Annotated in this window: 10 protein-coding genes; 6 read left to right on the top strand and 4 right to left on the bottom strand. The window is 61.5% G+C overall.

Translation table 11 applies throughout. The annotated features are described in order from the left end of the window. Positions 1 to 34: 34 nt before the first annotated feature. The 3 genes from J4E00_RS16035 to J4E00_RS16045 form a co-directional block, all read right to left on the bottom strand. Positions 35 to 3,712 (bottom strand): hybrid sensor histidine kinase/response regulator, encoded by a 3,678-nt coding sequence (locus J4E00_RS16035; protein WP_208176196.1) that lies wholly within the window; start codon positions 3,710 to 3,712, stop codon positions 35 to 37. A 273-nt stretch (positions 3,713 to 3,985) separates the two neighbouring features. Then, entirely contained in the window at positions 3,986 to 6,046 is a 2,061-nt protein-coding gene (locus J4E00_RS16040) for an OmpA family protein (RefSeq protein ID WP_208176197.1), read from the bottom strand. A gap of 151 nt (positions 6,047 to 6,197) precedes the next feature. Then, positions 6,198 to 7,271 carry a tetratricopeptide repeat protein gene (locus J4E00_RS16045; protein WP_208176198.1) on the bottom strand — a complete coding sequence of 358 codons (1,074 nt, stop codon included), beginning with the start codon at positions 7,269 to 7,271 and terminating at the stop codon, positions 6,198 to 6,200. A 244-nt stretch (positions 7,272 to 7,515) separates the two neighbouring features. Between J4E00_RS16045 and J4E00_RS16050 the strand changes: the two genes are divergently transcribed. Both J4E00_RS16050 and moeB read left to right on the top strand, forming a co-directional pair. Beyond that, positions 7,516 to 10,503 (top strand): T9SS type A sorting domain-containing protein, encoded by a 2,988-nt coding sequence (locus tag J4E00_RS16050; protein ID WP_208176199.1) that lies wholly within the window; start codon positions 7,516 to 7,518, stop codon positions 10,501 to 10,503. Positions 10,504 to 10,827: 324 nt separating this feature from the next. Then, positions 10,828 to 11,931 (top strand): molybdopterin-synthase adenylyltransferase MoeB, encoded by a 1,104-nt coding sequence (gene moeB / locus J4E00_RS16055; protein WP_208176200.1) that lies wholly within the window; start codon positions 10,828 to 10,830, stop codon positions 11,929 to 11,931. Here moeB and J4E00_RS16060 read toward each other — a convergent pair. Further along, positions 11,925 to 12,524 (bottom strand): HD domain-containing protein, encoded by a 600-nt coding sequence (locus J4E00_RS16060; RefSeq protein WP_208176201.1) that lies wholly within the window; start codon positions 12,522 to 12,524, stop codon positions 11,925 to 11,927. The genes moeB and J4E00_RS16060 overlap by 7 nt on opposite strands. Positions 12,525 to 13,066: 542 nt before the next feature. Here J4E00_RS16060 and J4E00_RS29540 point away from each other — a divergent pair. From J4E00_RS29540 to J4E00_RS29550, 4 genes are all read left to right on the top strand, one after another. Next, entirely contained in the window at positions 13,067 to 15,289 is a 2,223-nt protein-coding gene (locus tag J4E00_RS29540) for an ATP-binding protein (RefSeq protein ID WP_236049843.1), read from the top strand. A gap of 26 nt (positions 15,290 to 15,315) precedes the next feature. Continuing rightward, on the top strand, positions 15,316 to 17,490 hold the full coding sequence (locus tag J4E00_RS30045) for an ATP-binding protein (RefSeq protein WP_208176202.1): 2,175 nt from the start codon (positions 15,316 to 15,318) through the stop codon (positions 17,488 to 17,490). A 78-nt stretch (positions 17,491 to 17,568) separates the two neighbouring features. After that, positions 17,569 to 18,963 (top strand): ATP-binding protein, encoded by a 1,395-nt coding sequence (locus J4E00_RS16075; RefSeq protein ID WP_236049846.1) that lies wholly within the window; start codon positions 17,569 to 17,571, stop codon positions 18,961 to 18,963. 268 nt (positions 18,964 to 19,231) lie between these two features. Continuing rightward, the gene (locus J4E00_RS29550; RefSeq protein WP_236049847.1) at positions 19,232 to 21,172 is read left to right on the top strand and encodes an ATP-binding protein; all 1,941 of its coding nucleotides are present in this window, start codon (positions 19,232 to 19,234) and stop codon (positions 21,170 to 21,172) included. Positions 21,173 to 21,215 lie beyond the last annotated feature (43 nt).

Consider the following 21,215-nt stretch of genomic DNA (forward strand, 5'->3'; position numbering starts at 1 on the left):
TTTCGTGAACGAATGTAGGTTGAACCAGCGGTTTTTACGTCCCCGCACGTTCTTCAAGCTGCGGATAAAGCTCGGCCAATTGGTGCCGAATGGTATCGAGTAGTGGCTCGCAATAGGGCATGGCCGGGTGCTTGGCGGCGCGCTCCAACTCGTCGAGCTGGGTGTGCAGCACTGGCACGCCGAAGTAGGCAACCTGGCCCTTTAGCTTGTGCGCGGTGCTGGCCAGGGCGGGCGGGTCGGTGGGGTAGGTGGCGGCCAGCAGTGCTTCAAGCGCTGGCGCTTCGGTCAGGAAAGTGTTGATAATCTGGCGGAGGAAGCCTTCATTGCCACCGGCCAACTCTTCCAATAAGTGCCAGTCAGGTTTTATCAGGGTATGGGGGGAGGATGGGGGAGGGGCTGGAGTTGGCGTTGACGAATCAGCCACAGTGCCCGCTTGCATTCCGACTTCCGCACCCTCTTGCCCTGGACCAGTGCGGCCGGTAAAATAGGCGAGGCGGGCGTAGAGCACGGCGGGCTCGAAGGGTTTGGCGAGGGTATCGTTCATGCCGGCAGCCAGGGCCAGGGCGCGGTCTTCGGGGAGCACGGAGGCGGTGAGGCCGATGATTGGAAGCTGGTTGGGGCCAGGGAAGTGCTGGCGGATTTGGCGGGCGGCCTCATAGCCGTCCATCTCGGGCATCTGTACATCCATAAAGACGGCGTCGAAGAGGGCGTTCGCTTCGGTAACGGCCTCCAGAGCCAGGCGGCCATTTTCGGCGATAACCACCTGTACGTTCCAGGCTTCCAGAGTTTTGCGGGCTACAAGCTGGTTGAGGGCATTATCTTCGGCCACCAATACGCGCAGGGCGGGCTCGAAAGGCGTGAGCAGACCGGCATGGGCGTCGGGCTGGGCGGCGCTGGCATCGGCCACTTCGTAGGGCAGCTCAAAAAAGAACTCAGAGCCCTGGCCTTCTTCGCTGGTCACGCCGAGCTGGCCGCCATGCAGCTGCACGAGGTTGCGGGCAATGCTCAGGCCCAGGCCGGTGCCGCCAAACTCGCGGGTAGTAGACGTATTGGCCTGCGAAAAATCTTCGAAAATGGCCCCCAGCTTATCGTTCGGAATGCCAATGCCGGTATCGCGTACCGCAAAGCGCACCCGCGAATGACCAAATAGCTGAGGGGCTGAGGGGTTTGCTAAATCGGGTGTTTCGACTGCTTCGACGGTGACCGTGACGCCGCCGTGGCGCGTGAACTTAATGGCATTGCCGACCAGATTGACCAGTACTTGGTTCAGTCGCACCGGGTCGCCGAGCACGGCGGCAGGCACATTATCGGCCACATTTACCTTGAAGAACAGGCCCTTGCTTTCGGTAGCAAACTTGAACATAGCCCCCAGCCGGCGTACAGCCTCGGGCAGGCGGAAGGGCACCTGCTCCAGCGTGAGCTTGCCAGCTTCCATCTTCGAGCTGTCGAGAATGTCATTGATAATCACCAACAAATTCTGCGACGACGACTCAATGGCCGTGAGGTATTCGCCCTGTTCCTGGGTGGGCCGCGTGGCTTGTAGCAGGTTGGTGAGGCCGATGACGGCATTCATCGGGGTGCGAATTTCGTGGCTCATGTTGGCCAGAAACTGCGCCTTGGCCCGGCGCGAGCTTTCGGCTGCGTCGCGGGCCACCACCAAATCGGCATTGATGACTTCGATTTGCGCTTTTTGCTGGCGCAGCTCGGCAGTGCGCTCGCGCACGGTGCGTTCCAGCACCAGCTGGGTGCGGCGCAGGCTGCCTTCGCGGGCCCGGACCACGCCAAAAATCAGCCCGGTCAGTCCCAGCACCGCAAATGCCCGGAACCACCACGTCCGCCAAAAAGGGGTGGCAATGCCGAAGGCCGCTGTAGCTACCGGGCTCCACGGGCCGGCGCTACCGCGCCGCACCCGTGCCTGCATCACGTACTGGCCAGCGTCCAAGCTGGGAAACTGGGCCTCGCCCGAGCTGCTGGGCCGGCTCCAGGCATCGGAGAGGCCGCGCAAGCGGTATTGGTAAGTGAGCGGCTCGCCAGAGTTCAGGCTAATGCCCTGAAAATTAAAGTTAAGCCGGTGCCGGGCGGCCGATAGCCAGCCGAGTGTGCCCACAGCCCGAGGCTCGCCATCGACTTCGGCCAGCGTGAAGGCCAAGCCGGGCGGGCGGGCATCAGCCAGGCGACGGGCGGCGTTCACGTCTACCCGCAGCATGCCGGCGCGGGTGGTCAGCCACGCCACCGCATGGCCTTTGGGCTTGGCGGTGAGGGCAATGGGGCCGAGCAACTCGCGTACCAGCGGGTCGTCGGCTGCCGCCAGGGCGGTGAAGCGGTGGGTGCGGGCATCGAGCAGGGTGAGGCCCTGGCGGTGAACCAGCAGCAGCTGCGGGCCGGTCTGGCTGGACGCAGCGGGCAGCGGCAAGATGCCGTAGGTGTAATCCGATGGCAGCTTGCTTTGGGCGGTGAGCTGTTGCCACTGGCCGGAACGCTGGCGGCAATAGAGGCTCTGGCCCTCAGTGCCCACCCACAGACGGCCATCAGCATCCTCGGCCAGACTGGTGGCATCGAGGCCTCCAGACCCTAGGCGGTAGTGGGCAAACTCGTCCATCACCGGGTCGTAGGAGCCAATTCCGGTGCCGTGGGTAGCTACCCACACCCGCCCGTTGCGGTCGGCTAGCAGGGCGTAAATGGTGTTGTGCAGCAGGCCATTGGCCGTTGTGAAATGGCGAATTCGTTGCGCCGTATCGGTGGGCAGCAGGTAGATGCCGTCATCGGCAGTGCCTACCCATAGCCCTTGCTTTGTGGTATGAGCCAGCGCGGTTATGCTGAGATTGGCGGGAAGGCGACGCTCGTGCACAGCGGGTTTGTCGAAGCTGCTGGTGTGCCACAAGCCCACCGCCGTGCCCAGCCAGAAGCCACCGCCCCGCTTAGCCAGCAGCACTTTTACCGACGAGTTGCCCAAGGGCAAAGGCAGCAGGCGCGGGCTGCCGAAAATCTGCGGTTCGGCCGTGGGCTTCAGCTGGAAAAAGTGGTTGCCAAAGGAAGTGGCCCAAGCCTGCGCCTGCTTATGCTGGTAAACGGTCGTCAGGGCCGGAGCCACTGAGGCGTCCCAGTTATCGGTGTAGTCGAGCCGCAGATAGCGGTCGGAGTGTCGCCAGAGGCCCTGGCCGGCGGTCCCCAACCAAGCGTTGCCCTCGCGGTCTTCGAGCAGGCAAATGGCCTCGGTGCCAGCCGGCAGGTGCACGTGGTACCGGCGCTGGTAGCGGCCAATGGCAGCGGTATCTACCGGTGGCGTACCATCGGCGGGCAGGTGCAAGCCAGCAGGAATGATACTGCGCTTGGCGGAGCTAAATGAATTGGAAGCCGCTGCTTTGACTGAAATGCCGCCTTGGTAATGGCCTACCCAAAGACGCCCGCTGGCGGGGTCCTCGCGCAACGACACCACAAAATCGTCGGTCAGGCCATCTTTTTGCGTGAACGTGGTGAACTGCGTGCCGTCGTAGCGCACCAGCCCTTCGCCGGTGCCCAGCCAGAGGTAGCCTTGCCGGTCCTGCAGCAGCGCATAGACGAATGATGGCCGGAAGCCCTCGGCGGGCCCAAACTGGCGCAGGTAAACCTGCTGGGCGCTAGCTGGCCGCGTCAAGAAGAGCGAAAGCCCCAGCGCCGCCAATAGCAGCAACCCCGGCCGCCGGAGGTACAGAAAGTGAAGCAGTGATTTCAAGCAAAAAAGCCCGGCTGTTCAGACAAGGCAGTTGGATGACGCTGCAAGGTAGAACGGCTATTTCGCGGCGGGGCAAGTTTCCGATTATCAAGGGGCATGGCCCGATGAAAGGGAGGTTTTGCCCGGTTGTGGCCCTGGCAGAACTAGTACCCCGAATTTCCAATTCGGCTCGCGTGAACGGTCCGCTAGGATATTGCGCTTACGAGCCGAATTGGAAATTTGGGGTACCAGTTCTGGCTGCTTTTTCTATGCCTACAATCAGAGTCCGCGTCGCTATTTGCCTGTCACTTTAAACTCGGTACGGCGGTTGAGCTGGCGGTTGAACTTAGAAGTGTTGGGTACTTCCGGCTTGGTTTCGCCGTAGCCCACGGCGCTGAGGCGGGCCGCGGCGACGCCGTGCTGAGTGAGGTAAGTGACTACGGCTTGGGCGCGCCGTTGGCTGAGGTCTTGGTTTTTAGCGGCTTCGCCCACATCATCGGTGTGGCCGGCCATCTCCAGCTTCAGAGCGGGCGTTTCGGTGAGGAGCTTCTGCAGGCGCTCCAGCTCGGCGGTGCTTTCGGGGCGTAGCGTAGCCTTGCCGGTATCAAAGAAAATGTTGCGTAGCACGATGACGGTGCCTACTTCCAGCTTCTTCAGCGGAATGTCTTTCACTACTTCGGCGAAGGCCGCGCCGGCGGGTAGGTCAAAGTTTTCGGAGTGGAACAGGTAGCCTTCCTGGCGCACCACGATGCCGTAGTTGGTGCCCGAAGGCAGGCTGACGAGGTATCTGCCCGACGTGGCGTTGCTGCGGAACGTGGCAATGGTCTGCCCACTGGTATTGTCGATGAGGTCGATGGCGGCGTCGACCGGCTGCTTGGTCACATCATCGGTTACGGTGCCTTTCAGGATGGTGACCTGGGCGGTGGCTACAGCAACGGCGGGGGCCAGCACGGTTTGCTTCACCGGGGCGAGGCGCGAGGCCAGCAATTGGTCTTCTTCACTAAGCAGGGGTTGCTTTTCGGGGCCGAGGAAGGTAATGCGGTAGATGTCCTTTGCACCCAGGCCACCGGGCCGGTCGCTGCTGTAGTAGCCGTGCCGCCCCGATGCCGAGGCCACGAAGAATACGTCGTCATCGGGCGTATTAATGGGCCAGCCCAGGTTTTCGGGCGTGCTCCATTTGCCGTTCTCAAACACCGACTTGAAGATGTCGTAGCCGCCCATCGAGTTGTGGCCCTCTGAGGAAAAATAGAGCGTTTTGCCGTCGGGCGACATGAACGCGCCTTCTTCGCCGTAAGCCGTATTGATGGCCGAGCCCAGGTTAACGGGCGTATTCTTGCCCTCCAAATCAACTTTATAAATGTCGGAGCCGCCTGCGCCGCCTTCGCGGTCGCTCACAAAATACAGGTAGCGGCCATCGGGCGAGTAGCTGGCCGAGGTTTCGTGGGAGTTGGTGTTGATGCGGCTATTGAGGCGGTGGGGCTTGTCCCAGGTGCTGCCGCTAAGGCCGGTTTCGAGTAGGTCGCCGCCATTGGTGCCGGCGTATACCAGCATGCGCTGGCCGTCGGGCGCAAGGCCCACGGTGGCGTTGTGGTCGTCGGTATTCACGGGCGCGCCCAGGTTGGTGGCCTTGCTCCAGGTTTTGCCCTTCCAGGTGGCCTGGTAAATGTCCTCGAAATAGCCGTTGCCGGTCGGGTCCTTTTTGCCACCCGTCGAGCCCTCACGGCGCGAAGTAATGACGATGGTCGACTCGTCGGCCGACACCACCGGGCCGTAATCCGAGGCCGAAGAGTTTAGCTCCGGCCCGGCATTGTCGATAAACACCCGCGTTGGGTGCGCCACCAGCTGCTGGCCATTGCGGCACTCTTGAATGCGGCGTTGCAAGTCGTTGGGCGTGATGGTGCCGGTTTCACCGTTGCGGGTGTTGCTGCTTACTGGTGTGGCCTGCTGGTATTCGGCAATGGCTTCCCGCCACTTGGCACTCAGGTGCAGGGCGCGGGCCAGCAAGTAGTGAGTGCGGGAATCGGCCGTGGCGTCGAGCTTAGCCGCTTTTTGCAGAAAGGGGAGAGCGGCGGTTTTGCTGGTAGAGTTCAGGTAGCAGTCGCCGATTTTTACGTTTAGCGCCGCGTTGTTGGGGTTGAATTCCTGAGCGGCGAGGAAGTGGGGTAGGGCGTCGGCGTAGCGCGGTGGGTCGGCGCGGTATTCTTCGTCGCCGGCTTTTAGCTCGCGGTTGGCTTCGCGCAGGCCGTCTTTGTTATCGCCAAAGTTGTCTTTGGTGAAGGCGATGCTTTGGGCGGCAACGGGTAGGGTGGCGCTGGCCAGGAGCAGTAGCAATAGTTGGCGAATAGGAAAGGACATAGCGAAAGGATATTAGAGAGGCGTCATGCCGAGCGCAGCCGAGGCAGCTCGCTCGCGTCGTGGGCGACTTTGATGGCTATTCCACGCGAGCTGCCTCGGCTGCGCTCGGCATGACGTTCTGGATTTATGGTTTATCGTTTTGACCTGAAAATTATTCTGCGGCCTCGCCGGCACAGCCAGCCGCGGCCGCGTAGTTATTGCCTACGGCAATGCCCAGCTCGGCGGCTTTGCGCCAGTCCTGGCAGGCTTCGTCGGCCTGGCGGAGCATTTCGCGCGCATGGCCGCGGTTGAGGTAGGCCTCGGCGTAGTCGGGTTTCAGCTTGATAGCGGCGCTGGCGTCGGCGGCGGCATCGGCGAATTTCTCCAGCTTGAGCTGGGCGGCGGCGCGGTTGTTCCAAGCGTAGGCGTACTTGGCATCGAGCTGCAGGGCCTGGCTGAAATCGGCAATAGCCCCGGCGTAATCCTTGTTTTCGAAGCGGGCGCTGCCCCGGTTGTTGTACGCCAGGGCATTGTCGGTCTTCTTGGCAAGGTAGGCGTCGTAATCTTTCAGGGCCTGGGGCAATTGGCCGGTGCGGCGCTCGGCAGTGGCGCGGTTCAGCAAAGCCGAAAGCAGGTCGGGCTGCACGGCCAGGGCCTGGGTGTAGTCTTGGGCGGCGGCGGCGTAGTTGCCGAGCTTCTGCTGAGTACTGGCGCGGTCGTGGTAGGCGTAGGCCATCTTGGGGTCGGCCTTGATGGCTCCATCAAAGTCGTCGCGGGCGGCTTGGTAGTCGCCTTTTTCGAAGCGTAGCACACCGCGGTTGTACCAGGCGGGGGCGTAGTCGGGCTTGGCTTTTACAGCTTCGGCGTAGTCATTTTCGGCTTCCGTTAGCTCCTTTTGGGCTTCGTGAGCGCGGGCCCGGCCAAAGTAGCCAGCGTAGTTGCCGGGCTCCAGCTTCAGGGCCTGGTCGTAGTCGGCCAGCGCCTGGGCGTATTCTTTGAGCTCATAGCGAGTGGCAGCTCGGTTGGTATAAGCGGCTGCGAAATCGGGCTTGGCGGCAATGGCTTGGTCGAAGCTGGCCAGTGCCGCCGGGTAGCTCTGGGCGTTGAAGCTGGCCAGGCCGCTGTTGTAGGCTTTCTCGGCCCGCTGGGGGCCGGGCAGGGTACTGGCTCGTACGGTATCAACCTGGGCCCGGGCGGTGAAAGACGCGCCCAATAACACGAAGAAAAATAGAGTCTTTTGTAACATAGCCAGAAGATAAGTGGATAACAGTGCGTGACAGGCGAAGATATTGGATTTTATCGATTCCAGCAACTGGTTTACCATTACCTTAATAGTGCAGGACCTTCGGGTCCGGGCAATGATGGCCAGCTGCTACTGTTGCTTAAGTAGCTTTGTCGAGCGCACTCGTGCGAGCGGCGCAATATTGCTTTCGCACAGCGCGTTGCCTTTACTTAGCTAATTCCGCAGCAATATTGACTGCACCGAGACGATGAAAAAAACGCTACTCGCCGCTTCTCATTGGCGTCAGTTACTCAGTGGCGGGCTGCTGATGCTCCTATTTGCCGGAAGCTTCCAGCTGGCGCTCGAAACCGGGCCGAAAACCAAGCAGGAGCTGGTACGCGAATCGCGGGAGGAAGAGGAGGAAGAAGACGAAGCCGAAGATGGTGACCGGGTCTTCGCCGACCGCCCCGACCTGGCCCTGGAGCAGGAAGCCGCTCTGACCCGCGACCCCGCTACTGGTACCGTGCCCCGCGAGCGCCTCACCGCCGCTGCCGCCTTCAACCAGACTGCCCTGACCAGTCAGGCCTTGCAGCGCCCCACATCCGGCAACCTGGCCGGTGCCACCTGGGTCGAGCGTGGGCCTTCCAATGTGGCCGGCCGCATTCTGGGCCTGCTGGTGGACCCCGCTGATGCTACTGGCAGCACCATCTGGGCCGGCTCGGCGGGCGGCGGGCTCTGGAAGGGCACCAACGCCAAAAGCCCTTCGGTGCAGTGGCGAAACGTGAATGCCTCGCTCACCAACCTGGCCGTGACTACCGTTGCGGCCGTGCCCGGCAGCAGCCCGGAGGTGCTGTACTGCGGCACCGGCGAGGGCTATTTCAACGTCGATGCCATTCAGGGTGCGGGCATCTGGAAGTCGACGGACGGCGGTGCCACCTGGGCCCGGCTGGCCAGCACCAATAACGCGAACTTTTACTTTGTACAGAAAATAGCGGTGCAGCCCACCACCGGGGAGGTGTACGCTGCTACCCGCAACGGCCTCTGGCGCAGCCAGAACGCCGGCAGCACCTGGAGCCTGGTGCTGAGTGGCACTGCTACCCGGGTGGCCGACGTGGAAATTGGGGCCGACAATACGGTGTATGCGGCATTGGGAATCTTCAACACCGATGGTATCTACCGCTCGACCACTGGCAACTCCGGCTCCTGGACCAAGCTCAATACCCTGGCCGGCTCGGGCCTGCCCACCACGGGTTACCAGCGCATTGAACTGGCCTGTGCGCCTTCCGACGCCAACCGGCTCTACGCGGTGTTTCAGACTACCACCACGAATTCGTTGCTCAATATTTACCGTTCCACTGACAAGGGAAATACCTGGGTGGTGATGGGCCGCCCCGGTGGTAGCACCACCGACTACACCAACGGCCAGGCGTGGTACAACCTGGCCATTTCCGTCTCGCCAAGCGACCCCAACGCTGTGTACTTGGGCGGCCTCGACCTATGGTTTACGTCGGATGCCGGCAATGCCACACCCGGCAACATTGCCTGGGACCAGGAATCAGTGTGGAATGCCGGTGTCTCCTCTTCTTATTATGTGCACGCCGACCACCACGCCATTGCCTTTGTGCCCACCGCCACGGCGCCAGCCAACCAAGCGTATTTCGGCAGCGATGGCGGGGTGGCTTATTCGGCTGATGCCTCCACCAGCAATGCTACCGAGCCCACTTTCAGCCAGCGCAATAATGGGTTGAATGTGACGCAGTTCTACGCGCTGGCTATGCACCCGACTAATTTCAACTACTTCCTGGCCGGGGCGCAGGACAATGGCACCCAGAAGTTTACCACGGCCGGGCTGGGCACTACCACCATGGCCACCAGTGGCGACGGCGGCTTCTGTGCCATCGACCAGACCAATGCAAACGCGCAGTTTACCAGCTACGTGTACAACCAATACCGGCGCTCTACCAACGGCGGTGCCTCGTTCACCAACTTCAACATCAGCGCCAGCATCGGCTCGTTTATCAATCCTTGGGAGTACGACAGCCAGGCCGACGTGCTCTATGCCTGCCACAACGCCGATTTCTACCTGGCCTGGACCAATCCGCTCACGGCTACCAGCGTAGCGGCTGCTACGACTTTGACGCCTGGCCTGGGCACCGGCGCAGGCAAGGTCACGCACATCACCGTGTCGCCCCTCACCGCCAATCGCATTTATGTGGGTACGAATGCCGGCAAGCTCCTGCGCGTCGACAACGCCAATACGGCCACGCCTGCTGTCACCACACTGCGTACGGGCACTGCCGGCACGTCGGTGTCGTGCGTAGCCGTCGACCCCACCAATGAGAAGCACTTGCTGCTGACCTACAGCAACTATGGCACCGTGAGCGTATACGAAACCACCAACGCCGACGCGGCCTCACCTACCTGGACCAGCGTGGAAAACCTGCTGCCCGATATGCCCGTGCGCTGGGCGCTGTTTGACCCTACCAACACTACCCGCGCCCTGCTGGCCACTGAGATGGGCGTATACACCACCGAACAGCTCAGCGGCAGTGCTACCGTGTGGACGCCCGCCAGCAACGGCCTCGTCAATACCCGCGTCGACATGTTGCGCTACCGACCCGGCGATAAACTGGTGGGCGCCGCCACCCACGGTCGGGGTCTGTTTACCTCCAACGTGCTCGACCCGGCCGCGCCGCTGCCGGTCACGCTGCTCCGCTTCACGGGCAGCCGCACGCCGGAGGGCATAGAGCTAGGCTGGCAAACTGCCAGTGAGTTGAAATCAAGCTATTTCGACATCGAGCGGGCCATTGATGCCGTGAACTACCAGCCGCTGGGCCGTGTGGCGGCGGCTGGCACCAGCACTAGCCGTCACATCTATTCTTACCTCGATGCCAAGGTAGAGGCGGGCCGCCCATACTATTATCGCCTGCGTCAGGTTGACCTTGACGGTACCAGTGCCTACTCGCCGGTAGTGGTGGTAGCGGTGCCCGCCGGTGGCACTGCGCCGGCCTTACTTACTAGCGTGTTTCCGAACCCTTTCAGCTCTGAGCTGACAGTGGCACTTGGTCAGGACCTAACCGAAGCCATAACCATCTCACTGGCGGATGCCGCCGGCCGTCGGGTATTTAGTACCACACAGCGTCCGGCTGCGCGCCAACTCACCGTGCGCATACCAGCCAGTCTGGTGCCCGGGAGCTATGTTCTTACCGCTAGCAGCGGTGGCCAGCGCAGCAGTCAGCGAGTAGAGAAGCGGTGATTTTTGCTGATTAGCCAGCTTCGGTTATTAGCTCAAAACACTGTTTGCAGCAAGGTAAGCAGGTTTTTCTGTTCATTTCATTATTATGTTAAATCAAATAAGCTTTGCTTTGATGCGGATAAAATGCTTGTAAGCTGAACCAGCACGGCAAATGTAGAGCAGGCGCAAGCGAGCAACGAACTACCAAATAATTTTCCTGCCATCGCTGATGGCATAGGCACAACGCGGGAGCATGCGGGCCAAAAAGGACTATGCTACTGGCCTGTTTCCGCCGAAATTTGTTTATGCTGCTTATTCGCTTCTAATCCTTCGTTTGTCACCGCAATGCAACCCGTCACTTCAAACCTATCCGCTGCCGAAAACAACCGTTACAGCCGCCACCTGCTGCTACCCGAAATTGGGGCAGCCGGCCAGCAGAAGCTGAAGGCTGCCCGCGTGCTGGTGGTAGGCTGCGGTGGCCTGGGCTGCCCCGTTCTGCAATACCTGGCTGCCGCTGGCGTGGGTACCCTGGGCCTGCTCGACTTCGATACCGTGGACGATTCCAATCTGCAGCGCCAGGTGCTATATGCCACCGCCGACGTGGGCCGGCCCAAGGCCGTGGTAGCTGCCGAGAAGCTGCACGCCCAAAACCCATTCATCGAACTGCGTACGCATCAGGTATTGCTTTCGGCGGCTAATGCGCTGGTTCTGTTTGCCGAATACGACATCGTGGTGGATTGCTCCGATAATTTCGCTACCCGCTACCTGGTAAACGACGCGTGCGTGGTGCTAGGCCGGCCGCTGGTGTTTGGGGCCATTTTCAAGTTTGAGGGCCAGGTGACGGTATTCAACTATCAAAACGGCCCTACCTACCGCTGCCTCCACCCCGTACCGCCCGCTCCCGGCGATTCACCCAATTGTGCCGAAATCGGTGTGTTGGGCGTGTTGCCGGGCCTTATCGGTACCATGCAGGCCAATGAGGCCTTGAAGATTATTCTGGAAATAGGAGAGGTGCTGAGCGGCCGGCTACTACTGGTGAACGCGCTGGACATGCAGTTTCAAACCATCCGGTTCCGGGCCGTAGCCGCCAACCAGGCGCTGACTGCTCTCGCCTCGGACTATGCCGCCTTTTGTGGCGAAGCCCCATTGGAAGCAGCCCCCACCCGTGCCCCCGAAATCTCGGCCGAGGAGCTAAAAGCGTGGCAGCAGAGTGAGCGCCCGCTACAGCTCCTGGACGTACGCGAGCCCCATGAACATGCCCGGCGGAGCATCGGCGGGCAGCTGATTCCGCTAGGGCAACTCCCTGCGCAGCTGGCCGACTTAGCACCCGGTACACCGGTGATAGTGCATTGCGCCAGTGGCGTGCGTAGCCAAAAAGCCGCACTGCTGCTGCTGGCCAATGGGTTTACGGAGGTCTATTCGCTTCGCAACGGCTTGGCCGATTACTGAGCCGTGGGCCAGTTGGCCAGTCGTGCCATTATGTGTTTTAGCTGAGCCTGCTTGGGAGCGGTGCGCCGGGCCTGGGCGGTAGCCGTCCAGTAGTGGTGGCTGGTGAGAAACCGTTCTTGCAGCCGAAACCAAGCGTGTTCGTCGGCGATGAGCTGCTGGGCGGTAAGCTCATGGAACAGGCTGGTGGAAATGGGCTCGAAATCAGGCCGGCCGAGGTAGTCAAGGTCAGCATCGCAGAGAATTTGGGCGAGGTGGTCGGCGGGTTGCTGCGGGTATTGGGTGGCCATTATCAGTGCACAAACCTGCTCAACCTGCGCGGGTGAGTAGCCAAAGCCGGGCAGGGTGGCCCGCACCAGCTCGCTGCCGCGGGCTTCGTGCTGTTCGTAGGTGTAGAGGAAGCCAGCATCATGGTAGAGGGCGGCGGTGCGCAGCAGGGCCAGGGGTTCGGGTTCGGTCACGCCCTCGGCGGCAGCCAGGCTGCTGGCGGCCAGGGCCACATCGAGGGTGTGGGCCAGGCCGTGGTAGGTGAGGGTGGGCGCCAGCCCACGCCGTAGCTCGTTCAGGATAAAGTCTTCGGCAGCTTGCTGGTTCATGGGCGGGAAATGACCTATGGTAAGTCTGTATTCATACGAAAAAGCGAGGGCTTCGGACCGAAGATAAGCGGAGCAGCAGGTGCTATTCCCCGGAGGCATTTGGGCTCGCTGAAGTAGTTCGCTTACCGTTGGGCTTGCGGCCGCATTTCGACCAGCCTGAAGCGGTTGCAACAGGCCTGGTGAATTGCTAGCTTTGTAGAAAAAAAAATTGAAATAAATAAATTTCGCAGCCGCTTTCTTCTGGTTTTTCACAATTGAAGACCGTAGGCAGCCTTCACACAGCAATTCAGGTCTTTAGCTTGATGCGTACATATAAACCCGCTGCCGGGGGCCGGATTGGCAGCGGCGGAGTGAGCTAAATCAGAACGGGAAACCGGCTGATAAAATGCTTTTTGGCGGATGCTTATTTTTTAGCTTTTCTACCGAATACTTTCCATGCCTCTTGCCATTACTTGGTTTCTGCCCAGGCAAATGTCCCACCGCTTGAGCGGACCGAACAGGGCAACTTCTTTATCAACCACTGTTAGGCTCGCATCCCGCCCATGAAATGGATAGTAATGGTGCTGGCTGCCTGGCTGATAAGCATCGCCGCACAGGCCCGAGGCAGCTACTGGGATGCCGACTATGACTCGCTGAGCCGGGCGCTGCCGCTGCAGCGCAGCGACACGGCCCGTCTGCGGCTCATCCAGCACCTGCTCGACCTGCACCCCACGAACGCTCGGGCCCTGCCTTTGCTCGACCAGTTGCTGACGCTCAACCAGCGCCTGCACGCCCTGAACGATGCCCCCTACCGCCGCCTCCGCGCTGGGGTGGCTCTCTGGCGCCAGGGCGATGCCAATGCAGCCGCGCTCGACAGCATAAAAGTGGCCGTGACGGCTTTTGACCAAACCGGCCGGCCTATCCCGTGGGTGCTGATTGACCTGGTAACGCTGTATAACCGGCTGAACCTGATAGATGCGCGCAAGCAGTACTACGACGAAAAGCTGGCCTACTACCGCCTGCACGGCGCCACCGAAAACCTGGCCGCCTGCTATATCTCACAGGGTGGCTACTATCGGCGCATGGGCGACTACAACCGTACCCTCAACAGCCTGCTGCGCGCCGCCGACTTGGTGCAGGCCTACGACCAGCGCCTGTACCTGCGCGAACTGCTGGTGGCCGGCAACGTGTACGCCGAGTGGGGCAACCGCGCCAAGGCCGTGCAATACCTGCGCCAAGCCCAGCGCCTGCCCGATTTCCGGCGGTTGCAAGGCATGGAGCGCGTATTTACCTTTCTGGCCCTGTCGCGCCTATACACCGAAGATGGCGACAAGGCAATGGCCCTGCGCATGGCCGACTCGGTGCTGCTGGCCCACATGCCCGACCCCGCCGAGCAGCAGGCCAGCCATGCCTACGGGCTGGTGGAAAAGGCCCTGGTGCTGCTCCAGATGCAACAGGTGGACGCGGCCGGGCGCTTGCTGACTGAGGCCCAGGAGCTCGATGATGAGCTGCACTTCCCGATGTCGGGCAAGCCTGGTGAGTTTGAGCTGGATGCGGCCTGGGCGCGCTACTACACGGCCCACCACGACGCGGCCCGCGCCGAGCAGCACTGGCTGCGGGCTTACCGCAAAGCCACCGCCGCGCACGTCGACCGGCTGCGGCCTAAATACCTGAAACAGTTGGCCGAGTTCTATGACGCGCGCAACCGCCCGGCCGAAGCCCAGCGCTATTCCCGCGCCTACATTGCCCTCACCGATACCTTGGACGCAACCCAGAACACATTCCACGTGGCTCAGTACGAAGGCGAGCGGGTAGAGCAGGCTCAGTACGCCCAGATTGATAATCTGCGCCAGGAGCAGGCCTTGCAAGCGGTGCGCTTGCGCCTGGGCAAGCGGCTGCTGCTGGGGGCGCTGCTGGCCGTGATGCTGGTGTCTGGGCTGGGTGTGTTCATCTACCGGCAGCTGCAAACCAACCGTCGCAACCTGGCCCAGCTCCGCGAAACCCAGTCGCAACTGGTGCAAGCCGAGAAGATGGCGTTTCTGGGCGAGCTTACGGCGGGCATTGCGCACGAGCTGCAAAACCCGCTCAACTTCATGAAAAACTTTGCTGAGGTGAGCACCACTTTGGTGGAAGACATGAACGGCCACGACCGGCCTGCTAACCTAGAACAGGAAATTCTGGTGGGCCTGAAGCAAAACCTTCAGCAAATCAGCCAGCACGGGCAGCGGGCTTCCTCCATTATCAAAGACATGCTGGAGCACTCGCGCACCGGCACCAGCCAGCGCGTACCCAGCGACCTCAACGCCCTGGCCGAAGAATCGCTGCACCTGGCCTACCAGGGCTTTCGCACAAGTGACCAGAATTTTTACGCTACCCTGGGCAAAAACCTCGACCCTCAGCTTGGCACCGTGGCCGTAGTGACGCAGGATATGGGCCGCGTGCTGCTCAACCTGTGCACCAATGCCCTGCACGCCGTGCGCGAGCGCCAGCGCGCCGCCACCAGCGATGCCAATGACCCCGCCTACGAGCCTACCGTGACCGTAAGCACGCATCGGCCCACTAACCAGATGGTCGAAATTCGGGTGCGCGACAACGGCACGGGCATGCCCGACCATGTGAAAAGCAAGATTTTTCAGCCCTTTTTCACCACCCGGCCCGTGGGCGAGGGCACCGGCCTGGGCCTGTCGCTGAGTTACGATATTGTGACCAAAGGCCACGGCGGCACCCTCACCGTGGAAAGCCGCGAGGGCGAAGGAACCGAATTCCTCATCATTCTGTCGGCGTAGCAGTGGGAGCGGCCAATCAGTTTATCGTGGCAATTGTAGCGGGCTGTGTGCCAGTAGTGCGCCGGGCAGCACTGGGCTGCCTGTTAGGCGCGGGGCTGCCCGGCGCTGCCCACGCCCAGGCGCAAGTGGCCGATAGCCTGCAGGCCGACTTGCGCAGCCACGCTCGGCCCGATACCGCCCGCAACAACCGCCTCAATGCGCTGGCACTGGCGCTGCGCAACAACGCCCCCGAGAAGTCGGCGGCTCTGTTTCGGGAGGCGCGCCAGTTGGGGCAGGAGCTGGGATACACCGTGGGCGAGGCGGAGGCGTCGTTGGGCCTGGGGTTTTACTACCGCCACCGGGGCGAGTACGGCACGGCCGAAGCCTATTCGGAGCAATCCCGGCAGGGCTTTGAGCAGGCTGGCAACCTGCTGGGCCAGATGCGCAGCTTTTACAACCTGTCGTGTATCTACTCTGACCAGGGCTTCTACAACAAGTCGCTGCAGGCCAACCTGCGCGGTCTGGCCCTGGCCGAAGCCGCACGCAACCTGAAATGGCAGGCGTTTCTCAATACCCAACTGGGCATCAGCAGTACCTACCTGGGCGAATACGCCACTGCTACCCGCTACCTCGACCAAGGCTTGGGCCTGGCCAAAGAATCGGGCGACCCAAACAGCATCGGGCACGCCCACGCGGGGTTTGGGGCCTTGTATCGCATCCAGGGCAAGTGGGCCGAGGCGCAACGCAACTATGAGGTTGACGCGGAAATATCGCGGGAGCTGAATGATGAGCAGGGCCTGCTCTTCGAAGAAATCAATATTGGTGACATGCAGGAGCGCCAGGGCCATATACCAGAAGCATTTGCCGCCGTTCGCAGTGGCCTGCGGCGGGCCTTGCGCATGCGGTCGGCTGCCGGCGATGTGCCCCGCGCCCAGCTGGTATTGGCCCGTTCCTTCCTGCGTGCTGGCCAACTCGATAGTGCCCTGCGCTACGCGCAGCAGAGCTTGCAGACTACGCAACGCAGCGGGGCCAAAGAATACAGCCGCGATGCCAGCCAGGTTCTGGCCCAGGCTTCGGCCCGCCTCGGCAACTTTGCAGCGGCCTACCGCTACGAAAAACTGTTCGGTGCCTACCGCGACAGCCTGAACAGCAGCGACCTGAAGCGCCGAGCTGCAGTGCTGGAATACCGCGCCGACCTGGCCAGAAAGCAGGCCCAGATTGTGAAGCTCACCAGTTCCAGCCAGTTCATTCAAGCCCAAAATCGCCAGCAGCGCTGGGCTTTGCTGAGTGCGCTGCTGGGGCTGGGCGCGGTGGGCACGCTGAGTGTGGTGCTCTGGCGCAACAACCGCGAAAAGCAGCGGGCCAACGCCGTGCTCAAGCAGCAGCAGGACGAGCTGCGCGCCACGCAAAGCCAGTTGGTAGCGTCCGAAAAGTGGGCGTTTGTGGGCGAGCTTTCGGCCGGCATTGCCCACGAGCTGCAGAACCCGCTGGCCTTCATGAAAAACTTTGCCGATGTGAGCGTGGCCCTGCTCGACACCGACCCCGTGCCGCCGACCGGGCCGGCCAGCCTGGAGCAGGAAATAATGGCCGGCCTGCGGCAGAACCTGGAAAAAATCAGCCAGCAGGGCCAGCGTGCCTCGTCCATCATCAACGATATGCTCACCCACGCCCGCGCCGGCAGCGGCCAGCGCGTGCCCACCGACCTCAACGCCCTCGCGGCTGAGGGCCTCACGCTGGCCTACCAAGGCTTGTGCGTGCAGGACAAAACCTTTCATGCCACGCTAGTGCAGGACCTGCCGCCGCGCCAGCCGCTCGTAGCCGTCGTGCCCTCCGACCTCACCCGCGTGCTGGTGAACCTGTGCACCAACGCCCTGCATGCCGTGCGCGCACGCCAGCGCCAGGAAGCTGCTGCCGGCACCGCCGCCACCTTCCAGCCCACCGTGACGGTAAGTACCCGGCACCACGCGCCGCATACCGTGGAAATCCGGGTGCGCGACAACGGCACCGGTATGAATGCCGAAGTGCTGAGCAAAGTGTTTCAGCCCTTTTTTACGACCAAGCCGGCCGAAGAAGGCACCGGCCTGGGCCTGTCGCTGAGCCACGATATTGTGACCAAAGGCCACGGCGGCACCCTCACCGTGGAGAGCCGCGAGGGCGAAGGAACCGAATTTGTGGTGGCCTTGCCCACAGCCCCGGGCCAGCCGGATACAAGCTCTCGGTAAAAACCCCAACTTTGCGGCGCACGGCGGGTGCCGGCATTTCTTGTCTACAATCGGATTACCTGGTCCTGCTTCCCTGCTATGGCGCACTCGGATGGTTACAGCGAACTGTTTTACCTAGCCCCGATGGCCTACGGCATCACGCGGGCAATGAGCAAGTTTCTCGACGTGCCCAGGCGCAATCCGCTTTTGGAAAAGGTGCTGCGCTTTATCTGGGTGCCAGCGGTGGTGCTGTTGGGCATTGTGCTGCTGTTCGAAATAAAGTCGCCCCTCGTCGGCGATTTCTATTGGCTATTCGCCCTGCTGACGATACTGGGGACGCTGGTGGCGCTCCGCCACTACCGACCGGCCCGCACGCTGCTGTTTGCCACGGCGCCCTTCGTGCTCTACAAGTTGGTTGAGATGGTGCTGGAGGATGGCAGCGGCGAGATGCCCAAGCGCTTCGATGCCTTTATGGACAGCACGCAGGGCTTCGTGATGATTTGGGTGATAACCTTCATGTTTATTTCCCGCAGCCAGAAAAAGCAGCTGGAAAAAGAGGAATTGCTGCGCGAGGAAGAAGCCAAAGCCAAGCGCCTCATCGAAGCCCAGAACATGCAGTTGGAGCACCTGGTGGCCGAGCGCACAGTCGCCCTTACCAACCAGGCCCAGGAGCTGCAAGCTACCCTCACCGAGCTGCGCACCACCCAGGCCCAGCTGGTGCAGTCCGAGAAAATGGCCAGCCTGGGCGAGCTGACGGCCGGCATTGCCCACGAGATTCAGAACCCGCTCAATTTCGTCAACAACTTCGCCGATGTGAGCGCCGAGCTGTTGACGGAACTGGAAGAGGAGCAGGCCAAACCCGACCGCGACCTGGAACTGGAAGCCGAGCTGCTCGCTGACCTCAAGCAGAACCTCATCAAAATTAGCCAGCACGGCGGGCGCGCGGCCAGCATCGTGCGGGGCATGCTCGAACACTCGCGCACCAGTTCTGGCGAGCGCACAGCCACCAACCTCAACGCCCTGGCCGACGAGTACCTGCGCCTGGCCTACCACGGCCTACGCGCCAAGGATAAAACCTTCAACGCCACCCTCAATCCTGATTTCGACCCCAGCCTGCCGCCAGTCGCCGTCATTTCGCAGGACCTGGGCCGGGTACTGCTCAACCTGCTCAACAACGCGTTTTATGCAGTGCGCCAGCGCCAGCAAACCGGCGAGGCCGGCTACGCGCCCACCGTGAGCATCAGCACTCGCAACCTGGGCAAGGAAGTGGAAATCCGGGTGCGCGACAACGGCGCAGGCATTCCGGCCGCGGTGCGAGCCAAAATCTTCCAGCCCTTTTTCACTACCAAGCCCACGGGTGAGGGCACGGGCCTGGGCTTGTCGCTGAGCTACGACATCATCACGCAGGGGCACGGTGGCACATTGGTCGTGGAAAGCGAAGAAGGAAAAGGGACCGAGTTCGTGATTAGCTTCCCTATCAACCAGGTTGGTTAGCTAATCACACAAACGAGTTTGGTATTTGCCGAAGCCCGTCTGTAAGAGCGTTGCGCGGCATGCCAGCTATTTCACGTTTGCCCCAAAACTTCTGCGCGAAGATTCCGGTTAAGGCGCGCTGACACGCGTTGGTCCGGCAGCCGGAGCTCTTGGCCGTACCTAATAGTATTGGGTGAGGAAAAAAGCTTAATTTGCCGGTCTCAGTTTTTTCGTGGTGCGTATATCTTCTCCTTGTTATTTAGCTGCGCGCGTACCACTTAGGCTGGGCTTGCTGCTGGCCTTATGGTGCCTGGCCGTACCCGTGCGGGCCGATGTGGATGTTAAGCCGTCCAGCTCCGTGGTGGACAGCCTGCGCCACCTGCTTGCGCTCCCCCAAACCGACTACGACCGGGTGTCGCTACTATGCCAGGTCAGCGACCAGTTGTGGACCCAAAACACCGATTCGGCCGCAGTATATGCCAATAAGGCTCTTGCCATTGCCCGACGCATTCACTACCTCCAAGGCGAAGGCGAGGCCCTGAACCGCCTGGGCGCGGCCCTTCGCGAAAGCAACCTGGCTCGGTCGCTGGAAGTGTTTCAGCAGTCGCTCCGCTTGGCCGAAAGCACCAAGGACCAGGCCCTGATGGCGCAAAACCTGCGCAGCATCGGCATCATTTACGTCTATCTGCGCGATAAGCCGCAGGCGTTGGCTTATTATTTCCGGGCCCTGAAAATTGGCGAAGCTCTGCATGACGACCGCCGCGTAGTCATCGAGCTCAGCAACATTGGCCTGGCATACGACCTGTTTGGCCCGCTCGATTCGGCGCAGCTTTTTCAAGAGCGCGCGTTTAGGATGGCGCGCCGCCTGCACACGCCCACCAACTACATTCTCTACGGCCTGGGCAACGCGGCCCGCAAGCGCGGTGAAGTGGCCCAGGCGCGTATTTTCTACCGCGAAAGCATTGCGGAATCGAGGAAGGTGCACCACTTGCGCAGCCTCAATTTTGCCTATGTGGGCCTGGCCCAGCTCTACCAGCAAATCGGGCGTACGGATTCCAGCATTTACTACGCCCGGCTGGGTTGCCAGGCGGCCCGGGACAACGGTTTCTTGCGCGGCGTGCTCAATGCCAGCAGCCTGCTCACTCAGGACTTCAAATCCCGTGACAAACCCGATAGCGCCCTCAAGTACCAGAGCCTGCTGCTGGTGATGAAAGACACGCTTTTTGGGCAGGAAAAGGTGATGCGCCTGCAAAACCTCAACTACCGCGAGCAGCAGCGCACCCGCGAGGTGGCCGCCAGCCAAGCCGCGCTACGCGGCCGCTACCGCACCTACGGCCTCCTGGCTGGCGTGGTGGCGCTGCTAGTGCTGGCCCTGATTCTGGCCCGCCACGGCCGCCAGCAGGAGCGTGCCAAGGAGGCGCTGGAACGGTCGTTGGCCGAGCTCAAAACGGCGCAGGACCAGTTGGTGCAGCGCGAAAAAATGGCCTTTTTGGGGGAGCTTACGGCGGGCATCGCCCACGAGCTGCAAAACCCGCTCAACTTCGTGAAGAACTTCGCCGAAGTTAGCACCGACCTCGTGGACGAGATAACCGGCGAGCGGCGCGACCCCGCCCGCAGTAACGGGCTTGAACAGGAAATCCTGGCCGGCTTGAAGCAGAACCTGCTGCAAATCAGCCAGCACGGGCAGCGCGCCACCTCCATCATCAAGGGCATGCTGGAGCACTCGCGCACCGGTACCGGCCAGCGTCAGTCCATCGACCTCAACCAGCTGACCGAGGACAGCCTGCGCTTGGCTTACCAAGGGCTGCAAGCCAAGGAGAAGGGTTTCGTTGCCGACCTCCTAACCTCCTATGCCCCGGACCTGCCGCGCATTTCGGTGATGCCGCTAGACATTGGCCGGGTGATGATAAATCTGTTTACCAATGCTTTTCATGCGGTGCAGGCCCGGCAGCAGCAGCCCGAATCCGATTACCGGCCCGCGGTGGCAGTAAGTACGCAGGCAGTGGCAGGTGGCATCGAAATCCGCATCCGCGACAATGGCATTGGCATGTCGGAGGTAGTAAAGGCTCGCATTTTCCAGCCCTTTTTTACCACTAAGGCGGTGGGCGAAGGCACTGGCCTGGGCCTGTCGCTGAGCCACGACGTAGTAACCACCGGCCACGGCGGCACCCTTACCGTGGAAAGCCGCGAGGGCGAAGGCACCGAATTCGTCGTAACCCTGCCTGCCTGAGCCCAGTGGTACTACCTTTGGGGCCAGCCCAATTCCGACAAGC

It is taken from the genome of Hymenobacter negativus, from assembly GCF_017571495.1.
GTDB classification, from domain to species: Bacteria; Bacteroidota; Bacteroidia; order Cytophagales; family Hymenobacteraceae; genus Hymenobacter; species Hymenobacter negativus.